The organism is Robertmurraya sp. FSL R5-0851, assembly GCF_038002965.1.
GTDB classification, from domain to species: domain Bacteria; phylum Bacillota; class Bacilli; order Bacillales; family Cytobacillaceae; genus Robertmurraya_A; species Robertmurraya_A beringensis.
In genome coordinates, this window is record NZ_JBBOOE010000002.1 from 308,862 (window position 1) to 330,213 (window position 21,352).

Here is a 21,352-nt window from a genome sequence, read left to right on the forward strand (position 1 = left end):
ATACGCTAAGCAAATTTCGACATGAAGAAAGCCGATTTTTCCTACGCTAAGGAATCATCGGCTTTTCTATTGGAAAAGAATTATTAACTAATATTAGTATTTAGGTAAACTTCGCCTAAGCAAGGGTATAGATAATTTAAATAAATTGATCAGTTAAAGAAATACTTTTTAATATTATTAAAATAATTGTCAAATTCCGTCTGGTTTATAGTATAAATGTTAAATCCGTTTTCCTTTCTTTCAATTACTAAATTATTCTGTTTGAGTAGGCTAAGATGTCTCGATACTGTAGCTGTGGTAATATTCAATTCATTCGCAATTTCCTGAGATTTAATTTTGGAGTTGCTAGAAATTAAAGAAAGTATTTTTAATCTTCCTAGCTCTGAAAGTGATTTTCCAATTTCAGATAAGCTTTCTAAAGACTTTTCTTCTTCTAATTTTTGTTTAATCAACTCATTATTTATTTCTTTACTTAAATATATTGATGCGTCGTATACTATATTTAATTCACCTAAACCCCAAATTACTATAAATTTTGGAGAAACATATAAAGAAGGGTAAAAACGAATCAATTTAGTTTCTCTAGTTGGAAATTGCTCAGGTATTTCATATCCTGTTAGTAATTTAGAGACAACCTTATCAAAACCATTCGACAATAAGTCTACATCGAGTGAATTATTACTTTGTTCCCATTTATCTTCTAAATCTAATTCTTTCCGTTTAAAAAGGTTCTCGTAGAAATCAGTCCAAAGTTGGATCAATTCATTATAGTAGGAGTTAAAACTTTCAATAAATTCTAGTTGTTCTTCATTGATAATACCATTTAACTGTTCAATTCTATTTTTAATTTCTTCTCTTGGTGAATTTGAGTTTTCTAAAATATTTTTAATTTCAAAAGCCTCAATATATCTTCCTAGTAGATAATATAAAAATTCTTCTTTCTCCAAATTATTCAAGTGTTTAATAAAATTTGGAAAAGTATGATCTTCCTTCATCCCTAAGATACATTCAGCTAACTGGGCACCATATTCAAAATTCCCATAAAACTTACTCAAAGTTTTATAATTCTTTTTGTAAAAAGTTTTTAAATCTTCATCATTATCACCTTTATTTAAGTAACAACTTCTTAGACAAGCCATCATTTCAAATAAAGGGGAAATCTTACATTCCACCGTACAATTGCTATTAATAGTTGCTATGGTAAAAACAGCCATAAAATCACTAACTTTCATTAATATATTTTAATAAGTAAATTTTTTATAAAGGAATTAAATGATTGTTTATTTGATTCTCTTGAATTTGAACTTACAATGATATGTCCTGCACGACTATAAGAATCAGCCGTCTCCTTTACTTTTTCACCAATATTATAATATATATCCCATTCTTTGATATTTTCATCACTGATTTTATCTGAAAATCCTTTACTTAATAATATTCCTTCTGCAAATGTTAAAAACTTGATTGAACTATGCTTGACGTGTTTAGTCATTACCAATTCTAAAACAGATGGATCATAATAAGATCTTATACCTATTTCATACTGATCTATACCGGTTGAAAGGGTATGCAAATAGGGGATGTAATCACCACCTGGTCTAGTATGCATTTCAATAATAACTATTTTATTGTTCTTATTATCCCATTTAACTTCAATATGACTAGGGCCATATTCTACTCCTATTAATGTTAGAGATTCCTTTGTTAAGTGTATAATTTGATCATATAAGTCCTGATTTAGGGATGCTGGAACAGAATGTCCAGTTTCAATAAAGTTCGGTTTTCCAGTTGTGTCTTTCTCAGTTATTCCTAATATAAAATGCTTCCCTTTTGAAGAAATTGCTTCAATACTATACTCAGGTCCTTCTATATATGGTTCAACTATCCACTTTGTATCATTGTCTTCCTTATTCTTCAGATGCCATTCTGTCCATTCCTCATGATTTTCAATAAAAGAGACATTTTTACTACCATAACCATCGAGGGGCTTGATAATAAAGGGAGTTTGAATCGGTAATTCCTGATGATGAAAATTACTAATAAGGCCTGCTTTATAGTTTAATTTTAGTATATCACTCTTTAAAAATATTTTTCTCATAAGTGATTTATTTCTAGTGGATTCTATAACTTCAAGGTGATTAGTAGGTAAATTTAGTTTTTCGCTGATAATTGAAGCAGATTTTAACCCTAATTCTGTAAAACTTATTACTAAGTCAATCTTCTTATAAATTTTTAAAATATCATTAACCTTTTGATATATCTCTTCTTCATCCTCTAAACTATTTACAATAATAATACTCTCTGCTTGATCGGTAACTTTAGTAGAGATACCTGTAGATCTAGGACTAATTACTATGACTTTAAAACCAAGATTTTTTCCTGCTAACACTCCAAATTCGCTAGCACCTAATATAATTAAAACTTTATCCATTAGTAACACTCCATTCTAAGCTATTTATAGCCTCTTTAGCAGCTTCTTGGGCCTCTTCTTTTGTATCACCCTTTGTAATAATATAACCTAACCGGTTGTAGCTGCTTTTTATGCCTGTTGAGCTATAAGGTAATTTATTAATACTCATTCTTACATAACCTTTTGTATCTTTAACCTTATCAACTCCATTCACTTCTGTATATTCCCCTAAAGATGTCGGCAGAGCGAACTGAATGGATGCATATTTCTCTTTCTTATCACCAATATTCGGTTTAGTACCTATAGCTTGGAGTACAACATGCTCTACCATGTTTATACCTGTAGCTATCTCTACTAATTTTGGTATACAATCCCCGGCCAATCTGGGGTTTATTTCCACTAAATATAAATTGTTTTCGTTAATAAAAAACTCAATGTGGGAGGCTCCAAAGTTAAGTCCAAATAATTCGAGTAATTTTGATAGATTTTCTTCTAGGTTAGTAAAAGGAAAATCTAAGGGGCCAGTTACATGACCACATTCAACTGAATGCTCACCAAAGGTTTCTTTCTCGGTAATGGAAACAAGCTTCCATTGTAAATCGGTATATATCATTTCAGCAGAATACTCTTTTCCGATTATTAACTCTTCAATAAGCCATTCTTCTGCTAATTGATACCCACGTTCATTTGTTTTTCTTTTAATCTCAGTTGTTAATGAGTTTCTTAATTGTTCTTCATTTTTACAGACCGTTACTCCGTTGCTTCCACTATCATCTACTGGTTTAATTACACATGGGAAATTCAATTTTAATTGGTCAAGGTTTTCTATAGAAGAAACAGCATTGTACTCTGGTTGAGAAATTAAATTAAATTCATTTTTTATAATGTGATCACGCATTTTTCTTTTGTTTCTAACTTTTTCTAAAGAACATGTTTTATGACCAGGCAAATTAAGTTCATTCGCCAATGATGCTGCTGGCAAGAGGTGATAATCATCAAATGCTAAAACTCCTGAAAAACTCAATTGCTTCTCATTAATTACATACTTCATTTGATCAATATCATAAGTATCAATAACTAGAAATTCGTCTGCAATTTTACTCGGATGATCCTCTTGCATAGAATTATACTGACCAAAATCAGATGTCCAAAAATGAACTTTATAACCCTTCTCCTTTGCTATTTTCATAGCTTTTGATCCGGTTCCTGTAGTATTGGTCTCAAGAAATAAAATGTTTTTCATATTTTCTTCTCCTCTAAATATTCTCTAGTCTGTATGAATTTATTATTAGATTTTAAGCTTAAAATATGGATTGTTAATATAAAGGCAGAAAGTACAAATAAAATTAAGAAAGTAAAATCATTAAAATACTGATAAAGATTTAAACCTACAAAACTTCCTAGGGACTCTCCCAATCCCCATACAACTCCAGCAACTCCAAATGCCCATGATGAGCTTAGTTCACCTCTATTAGCTACTAGTTCACTATCAATTGATGGGACCCATATAATTTCACTTATACTAAATATAATTATAGCTATTACGACAAATGGAATTGTTGGGTTAAGCCACAAAACCATAAAAGAAATACCAATTAACACAAATGCAATTGAATACCATAATTCTTTACGAATAAGAGGTTGAAATTTTGGAAAAACACCTTGAATCAGTATTACAGTTATCGCATTTATTGTAAAAAGTAGACCTATTGTTTTCCCAGTAAATTCTTGCGAAAATACAACTGGAAAAGTAGTAAATATTTGTGTATAAAGAAACCAGAAAATAGAAGAAAACAGTGTAAATCTTAAAAAAGTTTTAAATCCTTTATTTTCTTTTCTGTATTTAATAAACTCAAAAATATTTAAACTTTCCTCTGATTTTTTTAATTGTATGTTAGGGAGAAGCAGAGCTATAAATCCAGCAAACACATAATTAAACATACTGATAATTAGTAGATTATTTGGATTCCAATCTAATACTAATCCCCCTAAAAGAGGACCAAGGGATGCTCCAACATTTACAGCAATATTAAGTAACGCATAAGCATTTAGCCTTTTGGATTCTTCAAGCATTGAAATATGCGTTTTTAAGGCAATATTATATAAAGATATAAATATACCTAAAGTAATAACAAATAATAGAAGTATAAAATAGTTAGTGGAATAGGTAATCACTAGAAGTGTTAAGGAAGAACCAAATAAGCCAATAAGTAAACTTTGTTTTAGTCCAAGCTTATTGATAATTCCTCCAACAAAAGCACTTCCTGCCTTGGACATAAAAGTAAATGCTGCAACTATAAAACTAGCCTTACTAATCTCTATATCTTTCACCTCTACCAACCAAAGTGAAAGGAGAGGAATTATTGAAAAAAAACCAATCGAATTAAAAACCCTGATAAAAAAGCTTAATACTCCTTCATTTTTTATTTTATACATAAACAACACTCCTAGAGAGTTTTTTTACAACCGTCTTTATTATTTCTGAAGCTTTATAAATATCCTCCCTAGATATATGCCGATTAATCACTATCCTTACCAAACCAGGTAACCAAGGAAAAAGTAATAATCCGTACTCTTCACATAATCTTAAAAATTCATTTGTGTTGTTAGTTAAGCTATTTATGTTTATAAAGATCATGTTGGTTTCTATGCTTTCAACATTTATTGAAATCTCTGGAATTTCATTTAGTAAAACAGCCATCTCTTTTGTAAGTTGATGATCTTTTTTTATTTTTATAAGGTGATAATCCAATGCGTATTGAGCTGCAGCAGCATACATTCCAATTTGGTGTAATCCCCCTCCAAACTGCTTTCTTAATGCTCTAGCAGACTGTATAAAATCTTCACTCCCCATAAGCATTGAGCCATAAGGTGCACCCAGTCCTTTTGCGAAACAAACACTTAAGGAATCAACATTTCTTGCATATTCCTTTAAAGGAACTCCAGTAGCAATATGGGCATTAAATAACCTTGCTCCATCCATATGGAGTGAGATACCTATTTCTCTTGTGTAGTTGTACAAACTTTTAATGGTTTCAATTGGGAAAGTCTTACCTTGATAATAATTTATTGTATTCTCAATAGTGACTAACTGTGGTTTCGAATATAGAGGCCCTCTCGGCTTTGAATTTATTAATTCCTCGACATCGCCCTTATTAATAATCCCGTCTTTTTTTCTTACACAATTCAATACTGCTCTGCTAAGTATTGCAGTCGAAGCACTTTCATAAAAATTAATATGGTAATTTGCTTCGGTGATAATTTCATTTCCTTCTTCAACCTGGGCTTTTATTGCTATTTGATTAGCCATTGTTCCGCTAGGAACAAACAGTGCCCCTTCTACTTCAAAAAGTTCTTTACAATAGTCTTCTAAATTATTTACACTTTCATCTTCACCGTAGCAATCATCACCTACAATAGCAGTCCTCATTACTTCCCGCATTTCTTCAGATGGTTTTGTTAAAGTATCGCTTCTCATATCAATCATTGTTTTGCACCTCACAGAAGTATAGTTAATATGTAATTACACATTTACACAATTACGCAATTATATTATCATGTAATTAAGAGATAATCAATTCCCTTTTGGAAAATAATTGTTATTAGTGGAAATTACCAATAACTACCAATTAATATTACTGTTCAGATACTCATCAATTAATGAACATGGCATTATAAAATTAGTTTTCTACCTTTCTGTATTCAATAATTGTTCATAAACCCTGTAAATAAATCTATGTTCAGATATTGCCATCCAATTAAGTTATGTTACGATAAAAAGCAGAATAATCAAAAAAGGATGAAATAAATGAAGGTAGGATATGCGCGCGTTTCCACAGGCATTCAAAATTTAGATTTACAACTAGATGCGCTTAAAGAACATGGCTGTGAAGAGATATTTACTGATAAGATCAGTGGTGCTAAAGATAAACGACAGGGATTAGAAGATGCTCTCCGTTTTGTTCGAACTGGTGATACTTTAGTGGTCTGGCGCTTGGATCGATTGGGAAGGAATATGCAACATCTTATTAAGATTGTCAATGATCTCAATGATCAAGGCGTTAGTTTTCATAGCCTGCAAGAAAACATTACGATGGACAAGGCTAGCGCTACGGGACAGCTTATGTTTCATCTCTTTGCGGCTTTTGCCGAATTTGAGCGCAATCTTATTCACGAACGTTCGGCAGCTGGTCGTGCTGCAGCAAGAGCCAGAGGACGATTAGGAGGAAGACCGGAAAAGTTAGATAAGAAAGAATTAGAAATGTTAAAGACACTAGTGGCAAGTGGAACACCTATTACAGATATTGCTCAAATGTGGGGAGTTTCACGAACAACCGTTTATCGATACCTAGAAAAGAAATAAACTAAACTTATGAAGGGACGGGAGGAAATGGCATCAAGGGGAAAGGAACTGCTTACAGCTGATCAAAGAGCAGAATTTGTAAGAATTCCGGCTGATATGACCGAACGGGAACTAGAAACCTACTATACTTTTTCTCAATATGACATGGAGATTATTAAAAGGCATAGAAGAGATCATAATCGTTTGGGATTTGCTGTCCAATTATGTGTACTGCGCTATCCCGGATGGTCTCTCACAGATGTTGAACCTATACCAGATTATGTAATCCAATATATTGCTAAACAAATCAATGCTAATCCTGATTCTTTTTCTTTATATGCCCAACGTGACCCAACCAAGCATGAACATATGGAAGAGATTCGACAGGTATACGGATATCAGAATTTTTCTGTAAGTACATATCGGGAATTAGCTCAGTATCTTTTGAAGCATGCTCTTCAAAATGGTAATTCCATGTATCTGCTTCGAACTGTTCAAGAGGAACTTAGGAATCGAAAAATAATTCTTCCTGGAATGACTACAATAGAGAGGCTCGTGTGGGAAACCCGTCGTAGGGCAGAGGAAAAGATTTTTAAATCCTTAACCACCACTCTTTCATTGTGGCAAAAACATAAATTGGATCAACTTATAGATCCCTTTGTGGAAAGCAGGAAAACCCCATTAGCATGGTTGAGAGAACTTCCCGGCCAATCATCACCTGATGCCTTTCTAAAAGTAATAGAGCGTTTAGAATATATTCGAGAGTTGAAACTGCCATTAAACATAAATGAAGTTCATCCTAATCGATTACTTCAATTATCTCGCATTGGGGCTCGTTATGAACCCCATTCATTTCGTAGATTTAAAGACAATAAGAAATACGCCATTCTTATAGCATATCTAGTAACATTAAGTCAGGATTTAATTGACCAAGCAATTGAAATTCATGATCGGCAAATGATGATTTTACAATCGAAAGGCCGTAAAACCCAAGAGGAAATGCAAAGGGAAAATGGAAAAGCAGTTAATGAAAAAGTTGTTCATTTTGCAGATATTGGGGCTGCACTTATTCAAGCACGAGATGAAGGACTTGATCCATTTAGCACCATTGAAAAGGTAATGCCTTGGGATAAAATCGTTACTTCTGTTGAAGAGGCAAAAAAATTAGCTCGACCAATGGATTATGATTACCTTGATTTGCTAGAGAATCGATTTACTTATCTGAGAAAGTATACCCCTACTCTTCTGAAATCATTAGAGTTTCGTTCTACAAAAGCAGCAGAACCATTATTACGTGCATTAAAAACATTGAACGAAATGAATGAATCTGGAAAAAGAAAAGTACCAGATGAAGCTCCGTTAGATTTCGTTCCAAAACGATGGGAAAAGCATGTATACGATGAAGAAGGAACCATTAATCGGCATTATTATGAAATGGCTGCCCTTACAGAATTAAAAAATCATATTCGTTCAGGAGACGTATCTGTTGTCGGTAGTAGGCTCCATAAAGACTTTGAGGAGTACCTTGTTCCCAAAGATGAATGGACAACAACCAATCTAAAGGAAACTAGACTGGCGGTTCGTTCATCAGCAGAGGAATATCTTGAAGAAAGAAGGAAGGCTCTAGCTGAACGCTTTACATGGATTTCAAATAATCTTGATAGTCTTGAAGGAGTAAATATAAAAAAAGCAAAACTTAGAGTGGATCGTTTGGAAAAGAATACCCCAGAAGATGCACGAACCTTCAGTTTATCCTTATATAATATGCTCCCAAGAATTAAGCTCACTGATCTATTAATGGAGGTAGCGCACTGGACAGGATTTGACGAAATGTTAATACACGCTTCCACCAATCGCCCTCCGAAGGGAGAAGAAAAGGTCATTTTGATGGCTGCACTTATGGCAATGGGAACAAATATTGGGTTGACTAAAATGGCAGATGCTACACCTGGAATTACTTATCACCAGATGGCCAATGCCGCACAATGGCGATTGTATGATGATGCTATAAATCGAGCACAGGCAACTTTGGTAAATTTTCAACACAAACTTGCTCTAGCTTCTTATTGGGGAGATGGCTCTACATCTTCATCTGACGGAATGCGAGTACAAGTTGGTGTTTCATCGTTGCATGCGGAAGCAAATCCTCATTACGGTACCGGAAAGGGTGCAACTATTTATCGGTTTACAAGTGATCAATTTTCTTCGTTTTATACGAAAGTCATTAATACCAATGCAAGAGATGCTGTCCATGTAATCGATGGGTTACTTCATCATGAAACAGAATTAAATATTGAAGAGCATTTCACAGACACAGCTGGCTATACAGATTCAGTATTCGGATTAAGTCATTTGTTAGGTTTTCGTTTTGCGCCAAGGCTTCGTGACTTAGCTGATTCCAAACTATACACAATTCAAAAGCCAAGTGATTTTCCTGACCTAGAAAAATTACTTCGTGGACGGATTAACACAAAGATTATTCAGGAAAACTTTGATGACGTACTCCGTTTAGCCCATTCGATTCGAGAAGGAAAAGTGTCTGGTTCGCTGATTATGGGGAAATTGGGGTCATATGCAAGACAAAACAAGTTAGCTACTGCCTTACGAGAAATGGGAAGAATCGAAAAGACTATTTTTATTTTAGATTACATATCTAATGAAGCTCTACGTAGGCGTATTCAACGAGGCTTAAATAAAGGAGAAGCTATGAATGGCTTGGCAAGAGCATTATTCTTTGGAAAACGAGGTGAATTACGAGAACGAGGACTGCAAGATCAACTTCAACGCGCAAGTGCTTTAAACATTATAATTAATGCCATTAGCGTATGGAATACCGTATACCTTACCGAAGCAACAAATTTGTTGAAGGAAAAAGGGGATTTGCGAGAATACTTGCTAAAACATATTTCACCCTTGGGATGGGAGCATATCAATTTTCTTGGTGAATACACCTTTGATATGAGGAAAATAGCTAGTTTAAATTCACTGCGTCCTCTTATTCAATAAAATTAAAGCCGATATTTCTTTAGCGTAGGAAAAATCGGCTTTTTTCATGTCGAAATTTGCTTAGCGTATGTTTTGCGCTTTTTGTTGGTAGGACCCCTTCTTGTAGTTTTACAATTTGCTTTTTAAGATCCGAAATTTCTTCTAGTAATCTCTCAATCTTAGTTTGATCATCAATGCCTTCCTCAAAGGCTGTACCTTCCCATCTGTATGCTTCTATAAATCTATAAACCTCTTCCTCCAAAACTTCGTATACTCCACCGTTTTCAATGCTTTTAATATTCCCCTCACTTATCCAATGACTTACCAATTCTGTGTCACATTTGAAACCATACGAGTGTAACACGGCTGTTGTTTCTTTTAGGTTGAACGTATTCATGATTGTTGAATCCTCCTGATTTAATGATGTTTTTTCAAGCCTTTGCTGCTTATTAAGGGGACCATCAAATCCTTAAGTCAGCCCCTTAAACATAAGCCTTCTTAATTTACTATAAATACTATAAAACTGAATACAGTTATCTAGGATTTAAAGAAACAAAAAAACGGATGACTTTACATTGAATACTGTAAAGTCATCCGTTTTGGCTGGTTAAGATAATTCCGTTTTGCTGTCTGTACCCCTTATATGAAATGTTGCCAAGAATAAAGCTTACAGACTTATTATTAGAAGTGGCCAGTTGGACAGGATTTCATGAACAATTTATACATGCTTCTAGCAATAAATTGCCTAACACCGAGGAGAAAAACATTTTGCTATCGGCACTTATACTCAATATGAACACATTACAAAAATAAAAAGGCCCTAATTAAAATTAGGACCTTCTGTGCGTATAGCTTGAAAAAGCTTCCGTAGGAAGCCGGTGCCGTAAAGGCTTGATAAACTATACATTCTAATATATGCAAAAGTTAAAATTAGATACATAAATGGTGAAAGAGCCACCAGATCACAAAGATGCTAATGACTCTTTCTTGAAAAGCTTATTTAAGCCGGTGCCCATCGGGCTTGATAACGTTCATTTCTTACCTTGATAATACACTAATACCAAGAAAAAATCAAGCTTTTAGTTGGTAATACCTAATTGTGCTTTAACCATTTCAATTACTTCATCTAGTTTGTCATCTTTTAATTTGCCTATCCTTCGTTCCAACCTGGCCTTGTCTAACGTCATAATATCAGCTCCGATGATTTTCGATGGGTCTTTATCTAAATTTCCATCTTCAAGGTCAGCGTTTGTTAACTGGATATTGTTTTTGGGATCGATTTTTTTACCATCACCCTCAATGGGTACCACATTCACTTTCTCAGAATATAGGTTTTTCTTTTTATTCGAGATAATAACACACAAGTGATTCCCGTTTAATTCAGTCCCGACGTTATCTTCAGAGATGAGAACATTATAAATCTCCCCTCTTACAGGGCGCGTTGGATGCAGTTTTTTCTTATCTGCCTTTTTTAAAACAGCATGGTCGTATGATTTTTGATCCAAACGGCACTTTTCGGGAATGGAATTGATGATAATCAAAGCTTTTCTGAAGTTTTTTTATGAAGTGTTGAAAGCTTGTCTAATAATATGTCTTTCAACCGGTTCTTCTGAGAATCATTTAATTTATCTGTAGTGGTCATGAATAGTTTCCCCCTTAATTAACGATTATAAACCATATATCATTTTTTATGATAAGGTTTTTTAATCAATTCGAAATTGATTCGAAATTGAGGGAGAAATATGGTTATCAAAGGCATCTAAGGCACTGCCTACAGGTTTACGTCCTACCAGCAAAAAGACGAAAAAATCTGCTAAGGTTGGAAATCCTGAGTTATTCCCTTTAAAGCTTTTAGTATTTCTAGAACATATTGTACAACTCAATAGCTATGTATAAAGCTACTCCCCATATAATTATTGCAGATACTTTGTTTAGCAGTTTTAATAGCTTTCCTTCTGTATCAAAGTTACCTACTACTTTTCCGGCTATTGCAAGACCTAGAAACCAAAGCCAAGAGACGACAATACATGCGACAGTAAATCCTACTTTTTCTGTACCCGTATAGCTAAGTGAACTAGTTCCAATCACACCAATCGTATCAAGAATTGCATGGGGATTAAGAAGGGACACTGACATAGCAAACAAAATCTGTTTCTTAGGCGACATGGCTACTTCTTGTTGATTCAGGTTTGCAGGATCACTATTCCAAATAGACCACCCCATATAAAGAAGAAATAATAGCCCTATAGAAAAGATGACTGTTTGCAGAACAGGAACAGATAATACGATAACAGATACCCCTAATACTGCTAATAAAATGAGTAAAGTATCACAAAGTGAAGCTGTAATTACAACTGGGATGGCTCCTCTAAATTTTGGTTGAGAAGCCCCCTGATTGAATACAAATACATTCTGTGCCCCAAGGGGAAGTATTAGCCCAAAGGCTAATACTATTCCGTGAATTAGTGCTGCTAACATAATGTTTTCCCCCTTCGCTTAAACAATTAGCTTATTTTCTTTTTATGTCTATCTAGGTAACGGCCACATATATCTTCTACCACGCTATAAAAGCCAGGTAGGAATGATCTAAAGAAGCCTGTACAATGGTGTGCTTCCTTATATGCTGGGTCCTCCATTAAAATTAAATGAGCCTTTTTCAAATTATAATGGGGGATCGCTGGAAACAAATGATGTACTAAGTGATAGTTGTCATGATGTGGATGTAAAAAGAATTTTTCTACTGGATTCACAAGTGTTGCATAAATAATTTCGTAATTTTCAGTTTAATTATATTCTCTATTTAGAGCCAAAAAAGTAAATACCCAACAAAGGTGGCTCCATCCATTTGGAAATTTATTTACAATTAGACCTGTGTGACGACGACAACTTTCTTATCAAGGAATGGCTTTTCCTTCAATTTTTCGGAGCCAAATATGGGCTGGTTTCCAAAGGGCAGCCCGTAGATAACGGCTAATTTTTAAGGTTTTTCGCTTACTATTTGTCTCAAGTTGAACAAGAACATGTAGGCAAAAAACGATAAGTGCGATAAACACTTGATTTTGAATGGCCCATTCGCTTTGTCCGTAGAACTTTTTGATGCTAAGGTGCTGTTTGATCCATTTAAAAAACAACTCAATGGCCCACCTTGATTTATACATCTCTGAAATTTCTTCAGCGTTCAAATCAAAGCGATTGGTGATTAAATGGAGTTCATTTCCTTTGGAATCAAGCACTTTTAGAAGGCGAAAGTAATTTTCAGCACGGTTTTGGGTTGTACCAATCAGGACCATTTGATCTGATAAAACAGCGGAATCCTCGGGTAGTTTAAAATCATAAACCTCCCGTATAACGGCGTTTTTTCTTAGCCTTGATAGAAAAAAGTAACCATCATCTGTCATGCGATCAAAGCGCTCGTAGTCTAGATAGCCACGGTCAAACACATACATGCATTCCTTGTCATCGACCATGATTTCAAGTTGACCACGATCATGTTCGTTTGCCGTTGTTATGACTGCTTTTTCGGGATAGGACGCACCTTTTTCCATAAACACAAGGCGTAGATGCAACTTCACACCGGCTTTTGTCTTACGGAACTTTGCCCATTTATGATTGGTCAAATTAAGTGGCAATGTGCTTGAATCAATGATTTTTAACGGCATGACCAGTTTCGTATAGTGTGTCTTGGCATGAATTTGTACGACCAAATCAAGGAAAAGCCTTTGAAATAGATCTGGGTTCATGCCATTTAATCGCCGTGACAGCTGAGAAATACTGATCGAATCAAGGTCAATCCCTTTTTGAAGTTGGTCATCGAATAGACAATCACCTAGCGCATGCAGGCTTTCGATTTCTTCTAGCTGGGCAAAAAGTAGTAATTTTAGGAAAGACTCTGTCGTTAATTTTTTCGTATAGTAATCTAATTTCATCGTTTTCACCTGTTCTTCAAATAATTGAATATTAATTGGTGAAAACCATTGTCCAAATGAAGTTTTTCGTGTAATCTTGTCCATGAGATGTGTCCTTTTTAGTGGATTTGGACGGGTTACCACCTGACTTATCCATTATAAAGGACTTTTTCTTTGCACAATATAATAAAGTTGAACATTTTGAGTATTTTTAATAGTGAAATTAAATTAATGCAACACTAGTGTACTGGATTACCAAAAGTATTTCTACTTGCGAATAGTTCATTTTCATTTTTTAAACCTGAATGCTCCGCCATTTCTGCCCAATATCTTATAATTTGAAATGTGGATAGAAGAGGAACAAACCAGAAAAGAATTAATTCCTGCCAAAAGTTGAAAGTAACACTAATTGTAATAATTGACAACCAATATAAAACTTTAGCAACTCTTTCTGACCAAGGCTCTTCTTTTGAAAAGATATTTACTTTAATTGTGCCATAAATATATTTTGGAACATGTGTTAATGTAAGTGGTTTTATAATATGTTTCATTATAAATCTGTTTATATTATTTTGTGGTTTGTCCAATCCAATTAGGGCATATCTTTTAGTATCAGGATCATTTTCTATATCCCATAGGTGCCTATGGTGTAAATAGTGCGAATTGCAGTAAGTAGTATAGGATGTAAATACAGGAAATGCAGCAAACAGGCAAGCTATCCATTTATTCAAAATACGATTTTTAAATAACAACAAATGGCTTGCTTCATGCATTAAGTTGTCGAAAGCTCTCATTCTACTCCCTATAATAGCTATGCTAATGATATAGGTCCACCAGTCAGGAAATGTTTTAGCAAAGACAATTGCACATGTAATAATAGCCCAATCATAGCCAATAGAAAAGAAATTATACCAATTATTCCTCTTATGTAGCTCCTTAGTTCTTGAACGTATTTCTGCAGAGAACTTTGCCTTTTTAATCTTATGTTTATCCGTGTTTGTTTGCATACTTCTATCCTCCTGCCGCAATATAAAACTCTATTTTTCAATCATTTCCGACATCTGAAGTAATTGTGACAAATGTGCAATTAGATCATCGTTTTGTGCTGAGCTACCTATCGTAATTCTTACACTAGTTGGGCATGCAAACTCACTACCTGGACGAATAATAAATCCTTTAGATAATAAACGATTTGCTAAACTATCTGTGTCTCTTTTCATATCAATAAATATAAAATTAGTCTGGGTTGGAAAATAAGAGAGTCCAAATCTCCAACAAAATGAATAGAATTGTTGCAGTTCCCTTCGATTTTTCTCGTGACACTCTTTAATAAAGGATTGATCTTCAAAAGCTGCGACAGCAGCCACTTGGGCTAAACGAGAAGTATTAAATGTTTCCCTCACTGTTTCTAAAACATTAATTACTTCCGTTTTACAAATACCATAACCAATACGAAGTGCTGCTAGACCATAAGCTTTCGAAAAAGTTCGCAAAATCATTAAATTAGGATACTTATTCATTATAGATACTGTATCCGGGAAATCGTCTGCATCTACGTATTCGTAATACGCTTCATCACAGACTACAAGGATGTCTTTGTTGAGCTCATCTAAAAGTGTTATGAGCTCATTTTTACGAACATACTCACCTGTAGGATTATTAGGATTACAAATCCAAACGACCGTTGTCTTTTTATCAGTCGCATCGATCATTCCCATAATATTGTGACGACCATTTACATGGGGAACCTCTCGGACCTCTGCCCCCTCTATAATCGCATTTCGTTTATATTGAGAAAAAGTCAAATCTGACATCACTGTGTTTGTATCCGATCCTAAGTAAGCTCTACATATCATCCGAATCAATTCATCAGTTCCATTTCCAAATATAAACTGATCTTCATTCACTCCAATAGAATCAGCAAGTTTTTCTCTTAATCTATCTGCCCGACTGTCTGGATAAAAGGATAGTTTGTTGAGCTCAGACATAATTGACTTTTGAACGTAATGAGAACAACCATATGGATTTTCATTGGAAGCAAGTTTCACTACATGATTAAGACCATAAGTACGTTTAACTTCTTCAATTGTTTTTCCTGGATGATAGGGTGTTATTGTCGAAAGTTGTTTTTTAGGTTTCATATTAAACACCTCCTATAGAATTATAATAATGTTTTATCCAATATCATTTCGCAGAAGAGAATTTAGCCTCATTCTCTTTTATTCTTATCCTATCAGTTTCTTTAATTGACTTAGTACGAATTAAATAGATAGCAAATCCGATTGACAACCATATCAATCCTGAAAAGAAACCGGACCCTCCAACTGGAACGAGTAAACAAATGCTAATAATTAAGGCAAGGGCTGGTAAAAAAGGATACATAGGGACTGAAAACTGATTTGCTCTTTCTTCAACAGATACTTTTCTCCTCGAAATAAAAAAGGCAATCATCGTAAAAATAAACGTAAGGAGATACAAAAAGCCAGTTGCATTAACGGCAATATTGATTGAACTTACAAGGGTAAACATAATTTGTATGCTAACCCCTAACAATATTGCCAAAACTGGAGTCTGAAATCGAGGATGGATAAATCCAAATTTTTTCGGTAATAATCCATTACGACCCATCGCAAAGGCAGTTCTCGAAATCGATATGATAAAAGCATTGGCTGTTGCTGGTAAAGCTATAACAATCACTATACTGACTAAGGTCGGTCCAAAATCCCCTAAAAATTGTTGGCTAGCTAAAGCGACTGGTACTTTTGATAAACCAAGTTCCTGCCAAGGAACAACTCCTGTTGAAACAAATAATAGTCCCGAGTACAGAACAAGTACAATGATAATGGATGATAAAATGGCTTTTGGAATGGTTTTACTCGGATTTTTCATTTCCTCTCCAGCATCCACAATTACATCCCAGCCAACCATGGAAAGAAAACCAACCAATGCGGCAGCAAGTATTCCTTCATAGCCATTAGGGGCAAACGGTGTATATAATGAATAATTCACATGACCAAAACCTAGAGCAAAAAATAAAATAAGTACGATAATTTCAACAACTACAATTCCCACTTGAACGACACCACTAAACTTTATTCCAAGCATATTTAGAAATCCTAAAACAAGAAGAAGAATGATCGCACTCAGTAACGGAGGGGCACCCGTTAAAGAATGAAGATAATTCCCAAATCCTTGGGAAACGAAACTACTTGCTGCAAGCCATGCCCCCCAGTATGACCATCCAATTAGAGTTCCAACAAATGATCCCATTGTTTGACTAACATATTCATAGGCACCACCTGCCCTAGGGTATCTTGATGCTAGTTCTGCATAACATAATCCAAGTAAAATCTCTAAGATTGCTGCAATGACAAAAGCAAGCATCACAGCTGGGCCTGCTTTTCCAGTTGCTACACCACTTAGAATAAAAATACCAGCACCTACCATAGCTCCAGTTCCTAGAGAAGTAGCTTCTTTCCACCCTAAATCTCTTTTTAGGCTCATAAAAATACCCCTTTTCATCAATTAAACTAAAATTCCGTGACTTCACCTGGTTTTTCTATAAAACCCCATTTTTTCAAATCTGCAATCCAGTATTTTTTAGGCCTAACTATACCATTGATATCGTATCCCGCACGTCGTTCCCATTCCCCAATTTGATATTCTTCTGTTACTTCCAATTTTGCTAAACCTTTTACATTTTTGTATCCGTACAGCCCAAAATCGAATAATCTTAATGGATATCCTTGTTCCATTGGTAAAGGTTCCCCATCAACCGTATGAACAATCAATGCTCGTCTGGAAAGAGCATCACCTAAAGGAATAGTTGATTCATATACACCTTTTTCCTTAGTTCCTATACTAGTTTGCTTTAAATAGTATTTTTCAGGATTAGTTACTCCAGCCATTTCTATAACGCTGGATAACAAAATTCCCTTCCATGGACGGCGAATACTCCAATTACAGACACAAACCATTCTTCTACTTTCCTCTACTTGTTGCATTTCTAATAAATCTTGATAGGTAAAAGTTAATTCTTTTTCTACCAATCCAGTAACAGATAGATGCCAAGTATCTAAATCAATAGATTTAGGTGGACCTTCTTGATAATACCGAAGCGAAGATGGCTTTCGGTCTAAATTTGGAGTCTTAAGCATTGGGTAATTCACATTTCTCTCTCCTTAAATAGTATTGATAACACAACGAAAACCAATTAAATTATCTCTAACTGAAACAGGATAGTTGTCTCTTGCTGTACATCTCATAAAATCTTCATTATGTAATCCGCATCCACCTCTAACAATGTGATAATCTTCTTGTGATGAAAGATATAATGGATTCATTCCTGTTTCATCCCATTTGTAATTAAGAGAAGCGTTATCTAAACACCATTCTGCTAAATTCCCTGCCATATCTAAACATCCGAAAAAAGATTTATTCTTAGGGAATGCAAAAACAGATGTCGAGCTACGATTTAATTCTTCAGGATTGCAATCAACGGCATAGTTTGCATACTCAAAAGTAGGTTCGTCGTTTCCCCATGGATATTTTCTTTGATCTTTACCCTTACAAGCGTATTCCCATTGTGCTTCAGTCGGTAAGGTCTTTCCTGCAAACTCAGCAAAGGCCATTGCCTCCCACCAACTGACTCCTGTTACCGGATGATCATCTTGATTAAAGTGATCGTCATACCAATAATTTGGGTATTTTATATTGTTATCATTGATATAATCCCACCCTTTTGGTGCCCAAAAGACCGGATTTCCATATCCTCCTTCTTCTACGAACACTCGAAATTGTTGGTTTGTTACTGGTGTTTTATCAATAGCAAAATCATTTAAAGTAACCAACTTAACTGGCTGTTCATCTGGTGAATCGTTACTCCCTCGGAGAAACGTCCCACCTGGGATCACTATCATATTTTCTAACTGATTTTTCACTTGATTACTCACCATAGATTCCCCCATTATCTTAGAAGTCCCATACTTCCAGTTAGTTTATTAACCTTTTTCTTGTCTCCACATAAAGCTAATCCTAAATACTCTAGATCATTTGCTGAGAATGTCGCTATTTTTTGGGTATATTCCTCATAATTTTTTGTTGTTTGTGCAGCATTACTAAAGTCAACAACAAGTAAATCGGAAAATTCTTCAGCATATACCTTATCTCTTAAATCCTTAATCTTTAGAGAATCACCCTTCAGAATAGGAATCGGAGTGGTAGTTATCCCTACATGAGAATGACCACTTCCATCTATTACAGTTGGCCCAATAATTCCATCTATTTTCTTTCCTAAAGTAAGGGCTAACACCGCAGCAGTATTTGCAATTAATCCTGTTGGTAAATCCGCATCAATAACCATTACACATTTCATTTCCACGATTATTCCTCCATTTGTTAAGTTTGAATTAATACTATCGTTGATTTCGGCCAAAAACGGACCATAACATTAAAATAGTTCGGGTAGGCGAAATGAATTCGATATTATATTTTTTGACGGCATTTTCAGTCGTTAAACAAAGATCAACATCACCATTCTGCAATTTAACCGCAGCTTCACTTGTTGAATTAACAAGCAGCACTTCATAGTTCATGTCAAAATCAGCTAAGAACCAAGGAAGAAGACTTGAAGGTGCATGATGAGTTGCAATAATCAAAGGACGCCCCGTATCCAATTCTTCACATGGTCTTTTTGCAACTCCATATAAAGGTGTTTCAAAGACAAATGGGAACAAAAATTTGATATCCTTTGACATGTAAAACTTATCTATTCCCTTGTAAGCATTCGCTACAAGAAGAACATTAGATACTCCCGAAACCAAGCTTTCATAAGCTTCTTCATAAGAAGGGAAAAGCGAATATTTTCCATGTTCTGCTTTTAGTGATGATAGCAAATATTCAGCTGATGCTTCACTGCTGGTTCCAGAAGGACCTAGAGTAGCAATTTCAAGTTGATCTAAGAAAAATAAAGAAGAAAAAAGCCTATCATTCCAATTTGATAAACGATGATTTTGCTCTCTTACCTGAGATTTTACGGCCATTTCACACCACCTGTATCGATTTGATTATTTACGTTGTATATTTCCAATATGTGTAACTTCTTTCCCCTTTTATAATTTAGCATGGTAAAATGGTTGGTATAAGGACCAATTATTATAAAATTTTATAGGACCAATTTGAAAACGAAAGCAAGGGTGAAGAGTATGCTGTGGATATCAATTGATCGAACAATGGATATGCCTTTAATTAGACAAGTTTACGAACAAATTCGTATGCGTATATTACATGGGGAACTTTCAGCCGGGGAATGTCTTCCACCTTCCCGTGAATTAGCCTCAAGTCTAGGTATTTCACGAAATGTTGTAGTAGAAGCTTATGACCAATTATTAGCAGAAGGATATATAGAAGGACGGCAAGGGTCAGGAACATATGTTGCTGAAGGAGCATACTTGGATCAACAGGAGAAAAAAGATTTTTTATCTTTTTTTGACATGCATCAATTAAAAGAGGAAACAAACGACATTATTGATTTTCGTTCAGGTCTTCCTGCTTTAGATATGTTTCCAAGGAATACATGGGGACAAATCTCTAAACAAGTTTGTGCAGATACTTCTCATTCCATTTTTGGTTATGGCTATCCTGAAGGGAGAATTGAACTACGTCATATCCTTTCTCGCTACCTTAAAAGAACAAGGGGGGTTCATTGCCATCCAGACCAATTAGTTATTACCTCCGGAGCAACACAAGCTTTATCTCTTATAGCTAATCTATTTCTTTCCCCTGGGGATGAAGTAATGATTGAAGATCCTATTACTCATGAAATTCAAACAATTTTTACTTCTCCAGGCTCAACACTCTATCCTATACCTGTGGATGAACAAGGAATGAGAACAGATTTAATTCCACTAGATAAAAAACCTAGTTTTATTTTTGTCACACCGTCACATCAGTTTCCACTTGGAGGGACTTTGCCTATTCAACGCCGGATTCAACTTATTCAATTTGCTCGAAAAGCTAATTGCTATATTGTAGAAGATGATTATGACAGCGAATTTCGTTATCAAGGTGCTCCCATTAATTCACTTCAAGGGCTTGATCCAGATAGAGTGGTTTACATAGGAACTTTTAGCAAGATATTGTCACCAGCGCTTAGATTAGGTTACTTAATTCTTCCGCCTTCTTTAACAAAACGATGTAAAGATTTAAAATGGTTCACAGATCTTCACACCCCCTCATTAGAACAACTTACTATTGCACGCTTTATAGATGAAAGACATTTGGAGCGCCATATTAGAAAAATGAAAAAAATTTATAAAGCACGACGGGATCAGGTGAAAAAATGTTTAACAGAAGAGTTTGGTAATAAGGTGAAAATTTTAGGGGATTCAACAGGCCTGCATTTGATTGCTGAATTTAAAAACATAGAGTTTACAGATCAAAAAGTAAAAAGCATAATGGAACGACATAAAATTAATATTTATCCAGTCGAACTTCATACCATTAAAAAGGAAATGCATCAAAATAAAATAATTTTAGGTTATGGAAATTTAACAATAGAGGAAATAAAAGAAGGTATCAATAGACTAAAACAAGCTCTAATTTAAAAGTTTATATCCATATGAATGTGGTTATTGGACTTTAATACCGGTCAATAAAATATGTCCATAATGTTCACTTATAAAAGTTTGAAATAAAAAGAAATTTAGATAG

The 21,352-nt window shown here is 34.7% G+C and carries 19 protein-coding genes and 1 pseudogene; 3 read left to right on the plus strand and 17 right to left on the minus strand.

Going from position 1 to position 21,352, the window contains the following annotated elements; genetic code table 11:
- Nucleotides 1-149: 149 nt before the first annotated feature.
- From MKX65_RS25770 to MKX65_RS25790, 5 genes are read right to left on the minus strand one after another with little or no spacing between them, the layout of a single operon-like run.
- Entirely contained in the window at nt 150-1,232 is a 1,083-nt protein-coding gene (locus MKX65_RS25770) for an ArsR/SmtB family transcription factor (protein WP_061793715.1), read from the minus strand.
- Nucleotides 1,232-2,431 (minus strand): ATP-grasp domain-containing protein, encoded by a 1,200-nt coding sequence (locus MKX65_RS25775; RefSeq protein WP_061793714.1) that lies wholly within the window; start codon nt 2,429-2,431, stop codon nt 1,232-1,234. The genes MKX65_RS25770 and MKX65_RS25775 overlap by 1 nt, the downstream gene beginning before the upstream one ends.
- A complete protein-coding gene (locus MKX65_RS25780) occupies nt 2,424-3,653 on the minus strand; it encodes an ATP-grasp domain-containing protein (RefSeq protein WP_340906744.1) in 1,230 nt (409 codons plus the stop codon). The genes MKX65_RS25775 and MKX65_RS25780 overlap by 8 nt, the downstream gene beginning before the upstream one ends.
- Nucleotides 3,650-4,846 (minus strand): MFS transporter, encoded by a 1,197-nt coding sequence (locus MKX65_RS25785; protein ID WP_061793712.1) that lies wholly within the window; start codon nt 4,844-4,846, stop codon nt 3,650-3,652. The genes MKX65_RS25780 and MKX65_RS25785 overlap by 4 nt, the downstream gene beginning before the upstream one ends.
- Nucleotides 4,839-5,897 (minus strand): threonine aldolase family protein, encoded by a 1,059-nt coding sequence (locus tag MKX65_RS25790; protein WP_061793711.1) that lies wholly within the window; start codon nt 5,895-5,897, stop codon nt 4,839-4,841. The genes MKX65_RS25785 and MKX65_RS25790 overlap by 8 nt, the downstream gene beginning before the upstream one ends.
- A gap of 321 nt (nt 5,898-6,218) precedes the next feature.
- On the opposite strand from MKX65_RS25790, the gene MKX65_RS25795 reads away from it, so the two are divergent.
- Together MKX65_RS25795 and MKX65_RS25800 are read left to right on the plus strand one after the other, a co-directional pair.
- Nucleotides 6,219-6,773: a recombinase family protein gene (locus MKX65_RS25795; protein WP_061793710.1), complete on the plus strand. Its 555-nt coding sequence runs from the start codon at nt 6,219-6,221 to the stop codon at nt 6,771-6,773.
- Nucleotides 6,774-6,800: 27 nt separating this feature from the next.
- A complete protein-coding gene (locus MKX65_RS25800) occupies nt 6,801-9,758 on the plus strand; it encodes a Tn3 family transposase (RefSeq protein ID WP_160549439.1) in 2,958 nt (985 codons plus the stop codon).
- 19 nt (nt 9,759-9,777) lie between these two features.
- On the opposite strand, the gene MKX65_RS25805 is transcribed toward MKX65_RS25800, so the two are convergent.
- From MKX65_RS25805 to MKX65_RS25860, 12 genes and pseudogenes are all read right to left on the minus strand, one after another.
- Nucleotides 9,778-10,134 carry a hypothetical protein gene (locus MKX65_RS25805; protein ID WP_115596795.1) on the minus strand — a complete coding sequence of 119 codons (357 nt, stop codon included), beginning with the start codon at nt 10,132-10,134 and terminating at the stop codon, nt 9,778-9,780.
- A 682-nt stretch (nt 10,135-10,816) separates the two neighbouring features.
- Nucleotides 10,817-11,242, minus strand: coding sequence for a type II toxin-antitoxin system PemK/MazF family toxin (locus tag MKX65_RS25810; protein ID WP_235831259.1), 426 nt, complete (start codon nt 11,240-11,242; stop codon nt 10,817-10,819).
- Nucleotides 11,243-11,597: 355 nt separating this feature from the next.
- A complete protein-coding gene (locus tag MKX65_RS25815) occupies nt 11,598-12,215 on the minus strand; it encodes a LysE/ArgO family amino acid transporter (RefSeq protein WP_061794395.1) in 618 nt (205 codons plus the stop codon).
- Between the two features lie 26 nt (nt 12,216-12,241).
- Nucleotides 12,242-12,484, minus strand: a pseudogene (locus tag MKX65_RS25820) (fatty acid desaturase); the annotation flags it as partial.
- Nucleotides 12,485-12,631: 147 nt separating this feature from the next.
- Complete coding sequence (locus tag MKX65_RS25825) at nt 12,632-13,747, minus strand: IS4 family transposase (protein ID WP_101730630.1); 1,116 nt, start codon at nt 13,745-13,747, stop codon at nt 12,632-12,634.
- A gap of 134 nt (nt 13,748-13,881) precedes the next feature.
- Nucleotides 13,882-14,649, minus strand: a complete 768-nt coding sequence (locus MKX65_RS25830) for a fatty acid desaturase family protein (RefSeq protein WP_340906753.1) — start codon at nt 14,647-14,649, stop codon at nt 13,882-13,884.
- A 30-nt stretch (nt 14,650-14,679) separates the two neighbouring features.
- A complete protein-coding gene (gene hisC / locus MKX65_RS25835; RefSeq protein WP_340906755.1) occupies nt 14,680-15,783 on the minus strand; it encodes a histidinol-phosphate transaminase in 1,104 nt (367 codons plus the stop codon).
- A 43-nt stretch (nt 15,784-15,826) separates the two neighbouring features.
- Nucleotides 15,827-17,146 carry an APC family permease gene (locus MKX65_RS25840; RefSeq protein WP_061794352.1) on the minus strand — a complete coding sequence of 440 codons (1,320 nt, stop codon included), beginning with the start codon at nt 17,144-17,146 and terminating at the stop codon, nt 15,827-15,829.
- A 26-nt stretch (nt 17,147-17,172) separates the two neighbouring features.
- Nucleotides 17,173-17,811, minus strand: a complete 639-nt coding sequence (locus MKX65_RS25845) for a molybdopterin-dependent oxidoreductase (RefSeq protein ID WP_235831252.1) — start codon at nt 17,809-17,811, stop codon at nt 17,173-17,175.
- Between the two features lie 12 nt (nt 17,812-17,823).
- Nucleotides 17,824-18,594: an SUMF1/EgtB/PvdO family nonheme iron enzyme gene (locus MKX65_RS25850; protein ID WP_197174533.1), complete on the minus strand. Its 771-nt coding sequence runs from the start codon at nt 18,592-18,594 to the stop codon at nt 17,824-17,826.
- Nucleotides 18,595-18,608: 14 nt separating this feature from the next.
- Entirely contained in the window at nt 18,609-19,016 is a 408-nt protein-coding gene (locus tag MKX65_RS25855) for a DUF2000 domain-containing protein (protein ID WP_061794361.1), read from the minus strand.
- 40 nt (nt 19,017-19,056) lie between these two features.
- On the minus strand, nt 19,057-19,683 hold the full coding sequence (locus MKX65_RS25860; RefSeq protein WP_061794360.1) for a hypothetical protein: 627 nt from the start codon (nt 19,681-19,683) through the stop codon (nt 19,057-19,059).
- A gap of 162 nt (nt 19,684-19,845) precedes the next feature.
- Between MKX65_RS25860 and pdxR the strand changes: the two genes are divergently transcribed.
- Complete coding sequence (pdxR, locus tag MKX65_RS25865; RefSeq protein WP_061794359.1) at nt 19,846-21,246, plus strand: MocR-like pyridoxine biosynthesis transcription factor PdxR; 1,401 nt, start codon at nt 19,846-19,848, stop codon at nt 21,244-21,246.
- Nucleotides 21,247-21,352 lie beyond the last annotated feature (106 nt).